Origin of the sequence: Phocaeicola sp. GP0067, from assembly GCF_031119655.1 — a bacterium.
Taxonomy (GTDB): Bacteria; Bacteroidota; Bacteroidia; order Bacteroidales; family Bacteroidaceae; genus Phocaeicola; species Phocaeicola vulgatus.
Genome location: NZ_JAVHZY010000009.1, coordinates 128,320 through 144,844, shown reverse-complemented (window position 1 = coordinate 144,844; position 16,525 = coordinate 128,320). Strand labels below are relative to the sequence as shown.

Genomic DNA, 16,525 nt, shown 5'->3' with positions numbered 1-16,525 from the left:
ATATTGAAGAATCGGCACATTATTATCGGTCAATATCCGGTACTACATAATCTACCGTTCCACCAATAGCAATTAAGTCGGCAATTTTTGCGTTGCGGCACATAGTTTCCATTGCTGATACTAAAGGCAAACCGGTAGCGCGGAATTTCATGCGGTAAGGAAATTTGTCTCCACGACTTTCCAGATAAACACCGAACTCTCCGCGAGAACCTTCCACTGCGGCATAATAATTCCCTTCGGGCACACGTATAATCGGTTTCATCTTTTCCTGATAGTTCCCTTCAGGAATATTGTCTATCAGTTGCTCAATGATATCCATACTTTCCAGTATTTCTTCCATACGGACCATATAACGTGCAAAGCAGTCACCTTCAGTGTGGACAATCTCTTTAAAATCTACCTTGCCATACATCGCATAGGGATGACGCTTGCGGACATCGCATGCCCAACCGCTGGCGCGTCCTGTACCTCCTGTCGCTCCGAAAGAGATGGCATCTTCCCGTGAAAGAACTCCCACACCTTTCAAACGTTCTTGGGCAATGACATTTCCGGTGAATACTTCATGGTATTCTTTTAGCATCGGACGCAGATAAGCAATGAATTCTTTTACTTTCTGTACAAAGTCCGGAGCGATATCAGCTTGTACCCCTCCAATGGTGTTATAATTCTGTATCAAACGTCCTCCGGTAGTTGCTTCGAAGATATCCAATATCTTCTCACGATCACGGAATCCATAGAAGAATGCGGTCAAGGCACCCATATCCATACAGAGACAGGAGAAGAAAAGCAAGTGAGAATCTATACGTTGCAATTCGTCCATAATGGTACGAATGTATTGTACCCGTTCGCTTACTTCTACGCCCATTGCCTGTTCAATGCACATACAGAGAGCATGGCGGTTTTGGTGCGCACCTAAATAATCCAAACGGTCGGTCAGGGCCAAGGTTTGGGGATAGGTAAGACTTTCGCACATTTTTTCGATACCTCGATGGATGTATCCGCAGTGCACATCCAGTTTTTTGATAATCTCACCTTCCAGTGAAACACGAAAACGAAGTACACCGTGGGTTGCCGGATGTTGAGGACCTATGTTAATGATATATTCGTCCTCATCAAAAATGGTTTCGCGTTTTTCTATTACACTGCCATCATGTTGTACTTCTATATATTGTGTCGTGTCTACAGGTTCCTCATTGGTCATACGGAGTGGGTTGAGGCTTTCATCGTAGTCCTTACGCAATGGATAGCCTACCCAGTCATCACGCAGGAACAAACGGCGCATATCAGGATGTCCTATAAAGCGGATACCATAATAGTCGTACACTTCGCGTTCATTGAATTCAGCACCTTTCCAAATATCACTTACACTAGGAAGTTCCGGCTTTTCTCGGTTGGTTGTGCGAGTGCTGACCACTATATTTTCTCTTGTATTCGTATCTTCCAGATGATAGACTACACCTAGTCCTTCTTCGCCCCAGTCCATTCCGGTAAGGCTGCGTAGAAAATCCATATGTTTACCCTGCCGCAATTTCAGCATTTCTTCATGTAGCTTTTCGGCAGGTATTTCTATTCTTTCACTCATGCTTGTTCGGGATTTTGTGGTTCATTTTCTTTGCGGTTCACTCCGCCGAAGAATTTTTCCAGTTTTACTTTACGTTGCAATTGTATCATGCCGTACAACAAGGCTTCAGGTCGGGGCGGACATCCGGGAATATATACGTCAACGGGAAGAATTTTGTCTACTCCGTTCAATACGTGATATGATTTTTTAAAAGGACCGCCGCTAATGGCGCATCCGCCTACTGCAATGACGTATTTAGGATCCGCCATCTGGTCATACAAACGTTTTAGTACCGGAGCCATCTTGTGTGTGATAGTTCCTGCTACCATGATCATATCTGCCTGGCGCGGACTGGCACGGGCTACTTCAAACCCGAAGCGGGCGAAATCATACCGGGCAGCACCCACTGCCATAAACTCGATTCCACAACAACTGGTTGCAAATGTAAGCGGCCACAACGAATTGCTGCGTCCCCAGTTGATAAGGTCATCCAAACAGCCCACCAGTACTTTGGTACCGCCTTCATTGAGCTGCTTGACCATGTTTTCCAAATACTCATTGTCTTTGAAGTCTTCATAAGGAATAGACTTTATGGTTGGTTTCTTTACTTCCATTCCAACGCTCCTTTCTTCCAGGCATATGCCAGACCTAAAACTAATATAACTAAAAAGAAAAGGATGCTAAACAGACCGTACACTCCTAGGTCTTGTACCACTACAGCCCAAGGAAATAAAAATACTGTTTCCACATCGAACATCAGGAAGAGGATAGCAAATAGATAATAACCTACTTTGAATTGCATCCACGACCGTCCCCGCGTAGGAATACCACATTCGTAAGCTTCTCCCTTTTGTGAGTTGTATGAACGGGGAGAAATGGCACGGGCAATTCCCAATGCTACGGCAACTAATGCGATTGCCGTCAGGATAACGACAACTAATAATGTAAAATACATATCTAAACTTTTTTTGATTAGACAAACGGATAGAAAAATTTTCCTTATAAGACGTTTGTTATAAGGATTTCTACTCAGCAAAATGCTGAAAAAAGATTAAAAATTAAATGATGATCCGCCGGAGTGCATAGATATAATAATCTACTGCATCAGTGTAAAGCGAATGAAAAGTGTGGCAAACTATATGGTTTGTTTGTAGCTCCTGCTTTTTAAGTTCGTTCAATGCTGCTAAAATGCGGACTATACATTTGAACTTTGATGTGGAAGGGTTGTCAAGTGATATGGCTATTTGTGGCATATCTGCAAAATTGTTGGTAAACAGGAAGTCCACTGTTCTTTTGCAGGGGTCTTGTTGTTGCTGGTAACAAGAGGTCTGTGGGGGTAAATCTGTTGTCTCAACCGTATGATAATCCTGACCTACTGTTATCGTAAACAGTAGAAATAATAGGATATATACAATGTATCTCAACATATTATTCATCTTGTTACCCTTTAAATGAGGGTGCAAAGATAGCCAATATTTGAAGCTTCATTGAGATTTTTTGAATTATTTATGTATAAAAATGGTTATAGGACGTAAATGTCAATGCTTTTTCCAAAAACTCGGCATGAAGAGCAGAAGTACGGTAAATAATTCCAAACGTCCTATCAGCATCAATATTGCACTTATCCATTTTGCTGCATCCGGCAACCCGTTCCATGAATAGGAAGGGCCGCATTTTCCAATACCTGGTCCTACATTGCCCAAACTGGAAATGACTACGCTATAAGCTTCTTCAAACCCTACTCCAAACAGCATAAGAACCAGCCATCCAATAAAAATAATAGCCATATATAGAAAAATGAATGCAAGTACTGCTGACTTGGTTGTTGATGAAATAACTTGGCGGTTGATACGTACAGGAAGTATAGCATTGGGATGAATGATATGTTTGAATTCATTTTTAGAAACACGGCTCATAATGGCTATGCGTATACATTTTATTCCTCCTGTGGTGGATCCGGCACAAGCTCCAAACAGCATGATGATGCACATTAATGTCCAAAGTACAGGTACCCAAGTCATATAATCTGCAGAAATGAATCCGGTAGTGGTTTGTAAGGAAACAACCTGAAATATGGCTTTACGGAAAGATTCTTCAATACCGAACGGACTGGTGAAAATAAGAGTGACGGTAGTGAAAAGGGTAAAAAATCCCACAGTTCCCAAATACCAGTGGAGTTCTGTATTTTGGAATAAGCGTTTGAAATTTCCTTTTAAGAACAGTAGATATAGTAAGGTGAAATTGATACCTGCCAAAAACATGAATAGCGTAATTATATATTCTATGTAAGGAGAGTTGAAGGCGGCAATGCTATTTTGTTTGGTTGAATATCCTCCTGTGGCGGTAGTAGTCAGAGAATGACATACACTGTCGAAAAAGTTCATGCCTCCAGCAACCAGCAGAATAATCTCTGTAATGGTCAGCCCCAAATAGATAGTCCAAATCCATTTGGCCGTAACTCCAATACGCGGATGTACTTTATCATGGGTGGGACCGGTGGCTTCCGCTGCAAATAATTGTACACTGCCTACTCCGAAAATCGGTAATACGGCAATAGTAAAAAAGACAATTCCTAATCCTCCGATCCATTGTGTCATACTTCGCCAGAACAAAAGCCCGTGTGGCAATGACTCTATATTGTCCAAAATACTTGCTCCGGTGGTGGTGAATCCTGACATGGTTTCAAAAAAAGCATCCGTTATAGTGGGAATATATCCGCTTAGATAGAATGGAAGCATACCGAATAAAGAAAAAAACACCCAGGCAAGGGTTACAATAACGTATCCATCGCGGCGGCTGATTCTCTTTTCTGCATTTTTCCCTGCTAAAGCGGCTATGCTACCTGCTCCGGCTGTTATTGCGGCAGAATATAGGAAAGCTGAAATATCTGATTCATTATAATAGACAGCGAGAAACGAGCATAGAATAAGAAACCCCGCTTCGATGAAGAATAACGCCCCCATAATCCGGGCTATCATTTTTGCATTTATCATCAATTGAAGAATTTTTCTATTTTCTTAATCATCATACCTAGACAGAATACTACGACATGGTCGTTAGGTTGGATGACGGTATTACCTGTCACCAGTATCCCTTCACCGTTGCGAATCAGTCCGCCAATGGTGGCACCTTTGGGAAGGCCGGCATCTTTGACAGCGCATTTGGTTATACGTGAACCGTTTTTAACCGTAAATTCGGCTACATCAGCATTGGCAAAAGTCAGACATTTTACGTTGGAAACATCTGCATCCAGCATCATTTGATAGATATGGCTGGCGGCAATCATTTTTTTATTGATAACCGTACCGATATCCAGGCTTTCTGCCATGCTGATATAATCGATATTTTCTACTTCTGCCACAGTTTTGGTTACTCCCATACGTTTGGCGGCAAGACAAGCCAGAATGTTTGTTTCAGAATTGTCCGTCAGAGCGACAAATGCTTCCGTGTTTTTTAACCCTTCTTCCATGAGCAGATCCATATCCCGTCCATCTCCGTTGATAATCATTACTTTGTCATCTACCACTTCGGTCAGCCGGTTACATCTGTTGATGTCATTTTCAATAATCTTGACCTGCATGTAATCCGGTACATATTGTGTGGTGCGAACAGCTATGCGGCTGCCGCCCATAATCATCACATTGCGTACATCGGGATAATTTTCTTTTCCTGTAATCTTGCGGATATAGGGAATGTATTTCTTTGTTGTTGTGAAATAAACAATATCATGCAGTTTGATAACATCATCTCCCCGGGGGATGATTGTTTCATTTCCCCGTTTGATAGCTACAATGTGGAATGGAATATTACGTCCTCCCAGTTCATGAAGGGGAACGTTCAGAATTTCTGCCGTTTCGCGCATTTTGGTACCTATCAGGACCAATGCACCACCGCAAAATTCCCACCATTGGCGTATCCAGCTCATTTTGATGGCATCTACTATATCTTTGGCGGCCAGCATTTCCGGATAAATCAGTGAGTGTACTCCTAGTTGGGAAAAGAATTCTTTATGTTTAGGAAGTAAATATTCGTAATTGTCAATCCGGGCTACAGTCTTTTTTGCCCCCATATTGGTAGCCAACATACAGGCCGTCATATTGCGGCTTTCTTCCGGCATGACCCCGATAAATAAATCCGCGCCTGCCACTCCTGCATTCTTAAGGCCGGAAATGGAGGTGGGGGATGCATTGACAGTCATTAAATCGAAGTTGGAATCAAGTTTGCTCAACTTTTCTTCGTTTTCATCCATCAAAATGATGTCTTGCTTTTCATCCGATAATAATTTCGCCAGATGGGTGCCTACTGCTCCTGCTCCTGCAATAATGATTTTCATTGTTCGTCTCTCTTAGAATGATATCAAAACTTTGTAAATACCTTCTTCGTCCATGCCGCAAATATGATATAGTTCTTTTACTGAACCATGCTGGACAAATTGATCCGGTAGTCCGATACGTTTTATTTGCGGATTATACTCATTGTCTGCCATAAATTCCAGTATGGCACTGCCCATTCCACCTTTTAGCACACCGTCTTCAACAGTGACCACTTGCTTGAATCTCTTGCCTATTTCGTGTAACATACTTTCATCTAACGGCTTTAAGAAACGCAAATCATAGTGAGCAATGCTTTTTCCTGTTTCCTGTTCGGCATGTGTGACAGCCTTTTCTGCTTGAACGCCAATGGGCCCCAGCGTAATGACCGCTATGTCTTTTCCTTCTTTCAATTTTCTTCCTTTTCCTATCTCAATCTCTTGCATTGGACATTTCCAGTCTACCAATGAACCTCTTCCACGTGGATAACGGATGACAAAAGGACCTTTGTCAGGTAACTGGGCGGTATACATCAAACAACGCAGTTCATGTTCGTTGTAAGGGGAGGCCACAATGAGATTGGGTATCGGTCTCATATAAGCCAGATCGAATGCTCCGTGATGAGTAGGACCGTCTTCTCCTACCAATCCAGCGCGGTCCAGGCACAATACTACATTGAGTTTTTGTATCGCTATATCGTGAATCACATTGTCATAGGCACGTTGCATGAAAGACGAATAGATATTGCAGAAAGGCAATAGACCATCTTTTGCCATTCCTCCTGAAAAGGTAACGGCATGTCCTTCGGCAATTCCCACATCAAAACCTCTTTCGGGCATGGCTTTCATTAATATGTTCATAGAGCACCCTGAGGGCATTGCGGGAGTGACTCCTACGATTTTATCATTTGTTTGGGCCAGTTCCAATAGGGTATTTCCAAAAACATCCTGAAACAAAGGGGGCATTCCTTTGGTATCGACAACGATACGCTCTCCGGTTTCCTTGTCGAATATGCCCGGAGCATGCCAGATGGTGGCAGCTTTTTCTGCCGGACCGAAACCTTTTCCTTTGGTGGTATGTATATGGAGCAGTTTAGGTCCTTGCATATCTTTAATCTCTTTTAATACACGTGCCAAATTGTTGACATCGTGTCCATCAATAGGTCCGAAATAACGGATATTCATGCCTTCAAATACGTTTTGCTGTTGTACCAGCATGGATTTCAGGCTGTTGTTAAATCGTATCAGGCTTTTCCGGCGTTCTTCGTTCAGGATGCCCCATCGATGGAACATTTGTGATATTTTATAGCGTATCCGGTTGTATCCTTCAGACATTTGCAGGTTCAACAGATATTGTTTCATGCCTCCTACACTACGGTCTATAGCCATGTTGTTGTCATTCAGGATAATCAGAAGGTTATTAGGAGTTGCCGAGGCATTGTTCAGCCCTTCGAAAGCCAGCCCTCCACTCATGGAACCGTCACCAATTACAGCAACGACATGCCGGTTATTCTCTCCGTGCTTTTTGGCTGCTACAGCCATACCTAAAGCTGCGGAAATAGAATTTGACGCATGCCCGCAAGTAAATGTGTCATATTCACTTTCGGATGGAGAAGGAAAAGGACGTATGCCATTCAGTTTACGGTTGGTACAGAACGCATCCCGGCGTCCGGTTAAAATTTTATGCCCGTAAGCTTGATGCCCTACATCCCATACAATGCGGTCATAGGGTGTGTTGAATACATAATGTAAGGCGACGGTCAGTTCTATTACGCCCAAACTGGAACCGAAATGCCCCGGATTACATGAGAGCTCATCTATAATCTTTTGCCTTAGCTCTTTACACACTTCGGGCAGTTTGTCTGCGCTTAAATGGCGCAAATCATCCGGAGTATCTATGCTTTGCAGTAAGTTATATAAATTATCCTGTTCCATTCCTATGATATGATAAATATCGTGCAAAAATAGCATAAATATGTGTATTATGATTACATTTGCCCTTAAATTTTAAAAGCTTTCCTTATCGTATGAATTTCAGAACGCAAGTAGAATTACCTAAAAGGGAAACAGAAATCCGGCATTCGGACCGAATCATGCTATTGGGTTCTTGTTTTGCAGAAAACATCGGAAATTTGTTGTTGGCAAATAAGTTCCGTTGTGATGTAAATCCTTTTGGAATCCTCTATAATCCTTTATCCATAGTGGAAGCTCTTTGGCAAATTCTATCCCATCAAACATATACGGAAGAGGATTTGTTCTATGCCGGAGGCTGTTGGCACAGTTGGATGCATCATAGCGTTTTTTCAGCCTCTACGGCAGCATCTTGTTTGTCTTCTATAAATACGCGGCTGGAACAGGCTTCAGCCGGACTTCCTCAGCTTGATTGGCTGGTTATTACTTGGGGGACTGCATTTGCTTATTGGCTGAAGGAAAGGACCATGGTGGTAGGAAATTGCCACAAACAGCCCGACAGCCTTTTTACCCGACAACTTCTTACGGTAGAGGAAATTGTCACTGAATGGGAATGTGTGTTGGTGGAATTGAGAAAAGTAAATCCGTTCTTGAAGATACTTTTCACTGTCAGCCCCATACGGCATAGCAAAGATGGTATGCATGGTAATCAGATAAGTAAGTCCACTTTGCTTCTTGCGGTGGATGAATTATGCCGCCGCTGGTCTGATTGTTACTATTTCCCTTCTTATGAAATCATGATGGATGAACTTCGTGATTATCGTTTTTATGCAGATGACATGTTGCATCCTTCTCCTGTTGCTGTATCTTATTTATGGGAATGTTTTACAGAATGTTATTTTAGTAAAGAAACGGATAGAATAATGAAAGAGTGGGAGGATATCCGGAAGGCTTTAGCTCACAAACCGTTTAATGCCCAATCTGAAACATATCGCAAATTTTTAACTCAAATAGTGTTAAAGATAGAGCGACTTAAAGAAAAGTTCCCGTATTTTGACCTTCAAAAAGAATTAGAACAATGTCAAGCTCGATTGAAAATATAGAAAAAGTTCTGGGAGCAAAGCGGTTTGGTGACCGTAGTGCACAGATTGATTGGATTTTAACTGATAGCCGTTCATTGTGCTTTCCGGAAGAAACATTATTTTTTGCTTTAAAAACCAAACGGAATGACGGGCATAAATATCTTCCGGAATTGTATGAACGTGGAGTCCGTAATTTTGTAGTGGGCGAATTGCCGGCCGATATGAAATCTTTTCAAGATGCGAATTTCCTGCAGTTGGCCAATCCTCTGAAAGGATTACAGAAATTGGCGGAAAAGCATCGGGAGCAGTTTCAGATTCCGGTTATAGGAATTACAGGCAGCAATGGAAAAACCATTGTGAAGGAATGGTTGTATCAATTGCTGAGCCCGGACCGTGTGGTAACCCGTTCGCCACGTAGCTATAATTCACAGATAGGTGTGCCACTTTCGGTATGGTTGATGAATGAACGCACTGAGTTGGCTATTTTTGAAGCGGGTATTTCCGAAATGGGGGAAATGGAGGCGTTGCAGACTATCATTAAACCTACTGTGGGGATTTTGACTAATATTGGTGGTGCGCACCAAGAGAACTTTTTCTCTTTACAGGATAAATGTATGGAGAAGCTTACTTTGTTCAAAGACTGTGACGTCATCATTTATGATGGCGATAACGAACTGATCAGTTCGTGTGTGGCAAAATCTCTTTTTACCTCGCGTGAGATTGCTTGGTCGAAAAAGGACAATGAACGTCCGTTGTTTATTGAGTCCATTCAAAAAGGAGAACATGTTACCACTATTAAATACCGTTATCTGGGGATGCCGAATGAATTTAGTATTCCTTTTATAGATGACGCTTCTATTGAGAATTCGCTGCATTGTCTGGCTGTGGCTTTGTATATGATGGTTTCCCCTGAACAAATAACCGAGCGCATGGCGCGTTTGGAACAGATTGCTATGCGTCTGGAGGTAAAAGAGGGCAAGAATGGCTGTGTGTTGATCAATGATAGTTATAATTCGGATTTGGCTTCTTTGGATATTGCTCTTGACTTTATGTCGCGTCGTTCTGATGATAAAGGAAAAAAACGGACACTTATCCTCTCGGATATGCTTGAAACAGGACAGAGCGGCAAACTGCTTTATCGTCAGGTAGCCGAATTGGTACATAGCCGGGGAGTAGAGAAGATTATCGGGGTAGGAGAGGAAATTCGGACTGCTGCTGCCCGTTTTGAGATAGAAAAGTATTTTTTCCGTACTACAGAAGAACTGTTGGAGTCGGATTTGCTGGCTGGGCTGCGTAATGAGGTGATTTTGGTAAAAGGTTCGCGGGCTTTTCATTTTGACCGGATTTCAGATCGTTTGGAACTGAAAGTGCATGAAACCATTTTGGAGATCAATTTGAATGCTTTGGTTGATAACTTGAATTATTATCGCAGCAAACTGAAGCCGGAAACAAAAATGGTATGTATGGTGAAGGCTTCTGCATACGGTGCCGGTTCATACGAGATAGCTAAGACACTGCAAGATCATCGTGTGGATTACTTGGCGGTAGCTGTGGCTGATGAAGGTTCGGATCTGAGGAAAGCGGGAATTACCTGTTCCATTATGATTATGAATCCTGAGTTGACAGCATTCAAGACCATGTTTGATTATAAATTGGAACCCGAGGTTTACAGTTTCCATTTATTGAATGAACTGATTAAAGCTGCCGAAAAAGAAGGGGTAACGAATTTCCCCATTCATATTAAATTGGATACGGGAATGCACCGTTTGGGTTTTGCACCCGAAGAGATTCCGGAACTGATAGACCGTCTGAAGAAACAGACAGCTGTTATTCCACGTTCTGTATTCTCCCATTTGGTAGGCAGTGACGGGGCTCAGTTTGATTCGTTTACGCGCAGACAGATAGAAATGTTTGAAGCTGCTTCTGAATGTTTGCAGGAGGCTTTTCAGCATAAGATATTGCGTCATATCTGTAATACAGCCGGGATAGAACGTTATCCGGGTGCCCAGTTCGATATGGTGCGTTTGGGAATCGGTCTTTATGGAATTGATCCGTTTACCAATCAGATCATCCATAATGTAAGTACATTAAAAACCACTATTCTTCAGATTCATGTGGTTCCTAAGGAGGAAACAGTGGGGTATAGTCGTAAAGGACATTTGGAAAGGGATTCCCGCATTGCCGCTATTCCTATCGGCTATGCCGACGGGCTGAACCGACGTTTGGGAAATGGACATGCCTACTGTTTGGTGAATGGGCAGAAAGCGCCATACGTGGGTAATATCTGTATGGATGTATGCATGATTGATGTGACGGATATTGATTGTAAGGAAGGGGATAAAGCTATCATTTTCGGAGATGATTTACCGGTCACTGTCCTGTCAGAGATTCTGGAAACTATTCCATACGAGATCTTGACCAGTGTGTCTAATAGGGTAAAACGAGTTTATTACCAGAATTAACGAAAAAAAGAACGAAAGAAAAAGACTTGAAAAGGATGAACATACGTTACTTTTGCGTATCTTTAGGAAGTTACTAAAAATAGATAGCTATGAAACGTATATTCTTCCTTTTGTTATGTCTTTGTTTCTCGGTGTTGTCATTTGCCCAGAGAACGAATGAGACCAAGCAGTTGACCAAACAGGACTCTTTGCGTTTGCAGCAACTATTGAGCGGTCAAGTAGAAATTGTGATAGATGATGAAACACAGAAAGAGATTGACAGATTGTTCAATCCCGAAAAGTGGAAAATGAAATCAACTCCCTTCCCTAAAAAAAACATGAAGTTTGAAACGGAACTTCCTCGTTATTATATCTCTCAAATGGATACAATAGATGGTAGAGGGTATATCAGGTTATTGCCGTACGGACCGTTTGAAACTCCGGAAGAGGAACAAATTTATGTAGAGATTCCTATCAACAAAGAGTTGTTGGCAGGCTATGATCCTCGTTTGGAACCTGCGCCGGCAGGCAAATTTACTCCTAGCGCTTTGATGGTGGGGGCGGGTATCAGTGCTACGTTTGATGCCGATAAGCTGCTGGGAATCATTTTCAGTAAGAAAATGCGTGCAAAAGCCCGTAATGCCAAAGAGGCTGATGCCTGGAAGAGTTATTGAACTATTAAGTAAAGAAACGAATGCCGGATATATGTGGAATACACCGGGATCTTGTGAATTTCATGTTGAAAAAACAGGAGCCACGTTTGGATAGTGCCAGCCGTGGCTCGTGATTAGATATTGTTGAATTTGATTTATTCAACTGCTGATCTTATTTTATATTATTTATACTTACCTTTTTCCAAATGAAATTGTCAATCATTTCTTTGTCGCATTCCCCGTTTTTAGCTTTAATGTTCAGGTTTTCGAATGTAAAGTTAGTAAGTTGATATTGATCAGACTTTTCTACGCTGAAGAAATTATCGCATTTAAAATCAATGTTTCTCATTGTCACATGGTTTGAGTAAGAAACGGGAATGTCTTTTCTGTCTTTCAGGTCAAAGAATTGTGTCCAAGGCTTGATATACAGAAAATGGTCTGCATCTCCGGTGATATCCTCCACCAGAATATATTCATATTGTTGAGGAGTGTCCGGCCGCATCTTTAACCATAACAAACGATTGGCATTGGTGATGTGAATGCGTCGCAAGATAATATTGCGATTGTGGATGGATTCGCTTCCACAAGTGAGGGCGCCGTGGCAGAAGCCGTAGGTACAATCTTCGATGATGATGTTGGAATTTCCTCCATTGTTCGGGTCTTGGTCTGCCCAGGGACCTTTGCCGCCTTTTAAGGCTATGGCGTCATCATTGACAGACATATAGCAGTTCTTCACCAGTACATTGCTGCATACATCAATATCAATGGCATCCGTACTTGGAGCCTTTACCGGTTTCTCCGGTGAGAAAATATAGAGGTTCAGTAATTTTATGTGATTGCATTTATAAAGATGGGTAGTCCAAAAGGGAGAGTTGATGAGGCGTACTCCTGAGAGTTGGACGTTATTGCTATGGGAGATATGAACCAGCCGGGGACGTAATTCATCCATATTGGTACATTGGGGATTGACTTTTCGACGAAGCCAGAATGATTTCCAGTATCTTAATCCGTTGCCATCAATCGTGCCTTTTCCGGATAACGTAAAACCGTCCACTTTGTCGGCATTGACCAACGCCGCGAAATATTTCAAGCTTTGCCCTTCCATGCGGGTATCTATGATGGGGAAGTTGCTGATATCATCACTTCCCTTCAACACAGCTCCTTCCTCCAGATGCAGGTGTGTTTTGGGTTTGAAGAACAGCGCTCCGCTTAAATAGGTTCCTTTGGGAATGACGATAACTCCGCCGCCATTTTGTGCGGCAGCATCAATGGCAGATTGGATTTTCTCTGTTTGTAACAGGGTGCTGTCATTGATGACACCGTAATCTGTCAGAATGTATTTCTTGCCTAATGTGTTTATATCTACTATCTTACTGTCCTTAAACCAATCGGATACAGGCGTGCCGTCCGGAAATTTTTCTTGTGCCAAAGACGGAAGGCATAGAAAGGCGGCACATACAAAAGTTATTAATTTCATGATTCTGCTATTAAATTAATCACTAACTACTATTCGCTTGTTTATTGTCGGAAATCAAACATCAAATTCAGATGTAACCCTTCATCCCCCGATTTGATACGGATATTACCCGGCTGGCTGTTCGGTCCTTGTTGCTCGATGGGTTTAAAGGAGCAAATAGCCGGGATGTCCAGCAGGAAGGATATATCCCCTTCGGGGAATTTGGGCATGGTGTCTTTTACGCGTCCTTTCGGTTCTTCGGGAGTGAACACATGGAAGAAGATACCGTCATTCCGTGAATAAATGGTGAACGGTGTCGTGTCACTTTCCAAAGTGGCCCAATACATATTGGCATGATATCCTTTGAATTCCGGATAAACCAGATTTTCAAAACTTTCTCCGGTGATGGTATTGTTGTACTCTTTGTGCCATACTCCATAATTCGTTCCCGGAATCCGGTTTTTCCAGACACGGTACGGGCCACGGCCCATCCATTTCATGCCGGAGCAATTCTTTTCAGGATAAGAGAAAGTCAGACCGAGATTGAATACTTTGGAGTCCATGAAAGCGTCATCAAATCCACCTCCGCCGGAAGCCCGATTCAGCAGAATGGCATCCATATAGAGTAATCCTTTGTCCGTAAGACGCCATACGATGGAGTCGGCGGCACCTTTGTATTTGGCACAGTAAACAGCCCCCTCGTTGCTGTTGCGGACATAACTCAATGTTGGCTCGTAGCGCATTTTCATGCCCACTGCCACAGGACCGTCTTTGAATGGAACTTCTGTTCCTCCTGATATGATACGGCTGATCATGCCGGTAGCCGGGTCAAAAGTGACGGTTACACGGTCGCTTTTCAGTTCGATGGAGGTAGCGGTTTGAGTGGCGGTTGCCGGTTGTACCGCTTCCAAGGTCATCGGAGTCTGCGCCATTTTATGATCAAAGTATTGTTTGGCCAGCCGGATAGGATAAGTCCAGTTACAGATACTTTTCCCCTCTTTGTCAAATGCCTCTAACTCCAGTACATCACCTTCCCGGAAAGAAGCAGGAAGAGTGAAGCGGGCTTTTCCGGTTTCACCCGGTGTGATGGCAGGCAGTTGTACATGGCCTTCTGCGATAACTTTACCGCTTTCCATGGCATTTTTCAAAGGTGTTTCGCAAGTACGTATTTTGTAAGTCATGCGACATTTGTCCAGGTTAGTATACGTATATTCATTAGTAACCAGGAAACTGCCGTCAAAGTGGTCGGTAATCAGCAGCGGTTTTAACTGGATGGGCGACCATTGTGTGCGGATAGCATAGTAACTTCCTTCTTTTTCTCTACGCGGACCAACTACCCCGTCAGGAGCATTGGATTTATCAGAATCCAATATGCCTCCTTTATCAGAACGTTTGGGGGCTTCGTCACAGAATACCCAGATAAAGCCTCCGGCAAACAGAGGGTTCGTGCACCAACGATCCCAAAAGTCACGTAGTCCGGCACCACCTCCCTGATCGTACATGGCATGCATGAATTCGGTAGGCATAAATACTTTATAGCCGTTGGTAAAACGTGCCACTCCGGTCAGATAAGTGGGATAATGGTGGGTGTCCAGATCATTGAAATCGGCCCAAGGGTGTACCATGTGGCGTTTCTGTAATTTATCGTATTTGGCGAATAAAGGATCCAGATTATAATTCCATCCTCCTTCGTTGCCATTACTCCAAATAATGATGGACGGATGGTTGACATCGCGTTCTATCATTTCTTTGACTAACTTAGGACCTACTTTTGAATCGTATCCGTTTTGCCATCCTGCCAGTTCGTCCATATAGACAATTCCTAATGAATCACACATATCCAGGAAATGTTCATCAGGCGGATAATGTGAACGGACGGCATTCATATTCATCTCTTTTACCAGCAAGGCATCCTGACGGCTCATAGCCGCACTGGTAGCACGACCTCCATCTACAGAAAAAGAATGGCGGTTGACACCTTTCACCACTAGTTTGGTTCCATTCAGATAAACTCCGTCTTGTGGAAAGAACTCAATGGTGCGGAAACCTATCCGCGTTTCACGGCTTTGCACCGTTTTCCCTTCGGGGTCTTTCAGTTCCAGTCTGGCTACGTACAGGTTAGGGTCCTCTGTAGACCAAGGCTGGATATTCATCCAGTTTCCTTCCATCAACTGTTCCTTGTTCGAATCCTTAATCTGATGAGAAACGGTAGGTTTGTGTCCTTGAGTGTACATTTCTTTTCCATCCTTTAATGAACGGACGGAAACAGACAATTCATATCCTTTGGCATCCCCTTCCATTTCTATTGCCGCTTGCAATTTTCCATGCTGATCGGCGTTCAGAACAAAATGTCGCATGTGGACTGCCGGGACAACTTCCAGCCATACGGGTCTGTAAATACCACCATACAGCCACCAGTCGGCTTTACGTTCGGCTGCATTGATGGATTTGTTGGCTGATTCTTTGGCTATCTTTACTTCAAGCAGGTTCTTTTTGTCGGGCTTCAATAAATCGGTGATATCATAACTGAAGCGGTAGAATCCTCCCTGGTGCATTTCGCCTGCGGGTTTTCCATTGATGAAAACTTTCGTGTCGGTCATCACTCCGTCAAAGAATATTTTTATCCGCTCACCGGGAGTTGTTGCCGGAGATTCAAATTTATATCGGTAAATACCCGTTTCGTCGCTTGGCCTTTCACCTTTTATAGTATACCAACGACCGTAAGTATATTCTCCGAATCCTTGCAGTTCCCAGTTGCAGGGTACTTCGATCTTTTTCCATTTCCCACTGTTTTGTCCTCCCGAACAAAAGAACTCCCAAGTCTTGGTGTTGTCAATACCGGTTCCCGATAAATAGATACGTTCGGGGTGCGGAGCTTGTGCCTGCACGGTTGGTCCACTCCACAGGGCAGCTATTGCTAAAGCCGCCAGTTTGGTCCATTTGTTTTTCATAATACCATTGAATACTGTTTTCATGATACAAAAATAAGGCGGGATAACCCGCCTTACAATGGAAAATCATACATTATGATGAAAAATGATACAGTTATAGGGGATTATAGTTGCGGAAGTGGGTGTGATAAGTGTGATTATTTAGGAGAAAGATTGGAACG

12 protein-coding genes are annotated in these 16,525 nt (G+C 42.9%); 3 read left to right on the top strand and 9 right to left on the bottom strand.

Annotation, left to right across the window (positions count from 1 at the left end; genetic code table 11):
- Nucleotides 1-22 precede the first annotated feature (22 nt).
- The 7 genes from RE317_RS09590 to dxs all read right to left on the bottom strand — a co-directional run bounded on the left by RE317_RS09590 (nt 23) and on the right by dxs (nt 7,841).
- Nucleotides 23-1,582, bottom strand: a complete 1,560-nt coding sequence (locus RE317_RS09590) for an NADH-quinone oxidoreductase subunit D (RefSeq protein WP_005842864.1) — start codon at nt 1,580-1,582, stop codon at nt 23-25.
- Complete coding sequence (locus RE317_RS09585; protein ID WP_005842862.1) at nt 1,579-2,175, bottom strand: NADH-quinone oxidoreductase subunit B; 597 nt, start codon at nt 2,173-2,175, stop codon at nt 1,579-1,581. The genes RE317_RS09590 and RE317_RS09585 overlap by 4 nt, the downstream gene beginning before the upstream one ends.
- Nucleotides 2,166-2,516, bottom strand: coding sequence for an NADH-quinone oxidoreductase subunit A (locus RE317_RS09580; RefSeq protein WP_005842860.1), 351 nt, complete (start codon nt 2,514-2,516; stop codon nt 2,166-2,168). Before RE317_RS09580 ends, RE317_RS09585 begins: the two co-directional genes overlap by 10 nt.
- Before the next feature lie 103 nt (nt 2,517-2,619).
- Complete coding sequence (locus RE317_RS09575) at nt 2,620-2,997, bottom strand: hypothetical protein (protein ID WP_005849251.1); 378 nt, start codon at nt 2,995-2,997, stop codon at nt 2,620-2,622.
- A 102-nt stretch (nt 2,998-3,099) separates the two neighbouring features.
- The gene (locus RE317_RS09570; RefSeq protein WP_016271016.1) at nt 3,100-4,554 is read right to left on the bottom strand and encodes a TrkH family potassium uptake protein; all 1,455 of its coding nucleotides are present in this window, start codon (nt 4,552-4,554) and stop codon (nt 3,100-3,102) included.
- A complete protein-coding gene (trkA, locus tag RE317_RS09565; protein ID WP_005842854.1) occupies nt 4,554-5,894 on the bottom strand; it encodes a Trk system potassium transporter TrkA in 1,341 nt (446 codons plus the stop codon). The genes RE317_RS09570 and trkA overlap by 1 nt, the downstream gene beginning before the upstream one ends.
- A gap of 12 nt (nt 5,895-5,906) precedes the next feature.
- Nucleotides 5,907-7,841, bottom strand: coding sequence for a 1-deoxy-D-xylulose-5-phosphate synthase (gene dxs, locus RE317_RS09560; protein WP_372584130.1), 1,935 nt, complete (start codon nt 7,839-7,841; stop codon nt 5,907-5,909).
- A gap of 56 nt (nt 7,842-7,897) precedes the next feature.
- On the opposite strand from dxs, the gene RE317_RS09555 reads away from it, so the two are divergent.
- The 3 genes from RE317_RS09555 (at nt 7,898) to RE317_RS09545 (ending at nt 11,978) form a co-directional block, all read left to right on the top strand.
- Nucleotides 7,898-8,884, top strand: coding sequence for a GSCFA domain-containing protein (locus RE317_RS09555; RefSeq protein ID WP_117873398.1), 987 nt, complete (start codon nt 7,898-7,900; stop codon nt 8,882-8,884).
- Entirely contained in the window at nt 8,860-11,325 is a 2,466-nt protein-coding gene (locus tag RE317_RS09550; protein WP_016271013.1) for a bifunctional UDP-N-acetylmuramoyl-tripeptide:D-alanyl-D-alanine ligase/alanine racemase, read from the top strand. Before RE317_RS09555 ends, RE317_RS09550 begins: the two co-directional genes overlap by 25 nt.
- Nucleotides 11,326-11,414: 89 nt before the next feature.
- A complete protein-coding gene (locus tag RE317_RS09545) occupies nt 11,415-11,978 on the top strand; it encodes a DUF4858 domain-containing protein (protein WP_005842844.1) in 564 nt (187 codons plus the stop codon).
- 151 nt (nt 11,979-12,129) lie between these two features.
- Here the strand turns inward: RE317_RS09545 and RE317_RS09540 are convergent, their stop codons facing one another.
- Both RE317_RS09540 and RE317_RS09535 read right to left on the bottom strand, forming a co-directional pair.
- Nucleotides 12,130-13,434 carry a glycoside hydrolase family 28 protein gene (locus RE317_RS09540; RefSeq protein WP_005849236.1) on the bottom strand — a complete coding sequence of 435 codons (1,305 nt, stop codon included), beginning with the start codon at nt 13,432-13,434 and terminating at the stop codon, nt 12,130-12,132.
- Between the two features lie 41 nt (nt 13,435-13,475).
- Nucleotides 13,476-16,388 (bottom strand): glycoside hydrolase family 2, encoded by a 2,913-nt coding sequence (locus RE317_RS09535; protein ID WP_016271012.1) that lies wholly within the window; start codon nt 16,386-16,388, stop codon nt 13,476-13,478.
- Nucleotides 16,389-16,525 lie beyond the last annotated feature (137 nt).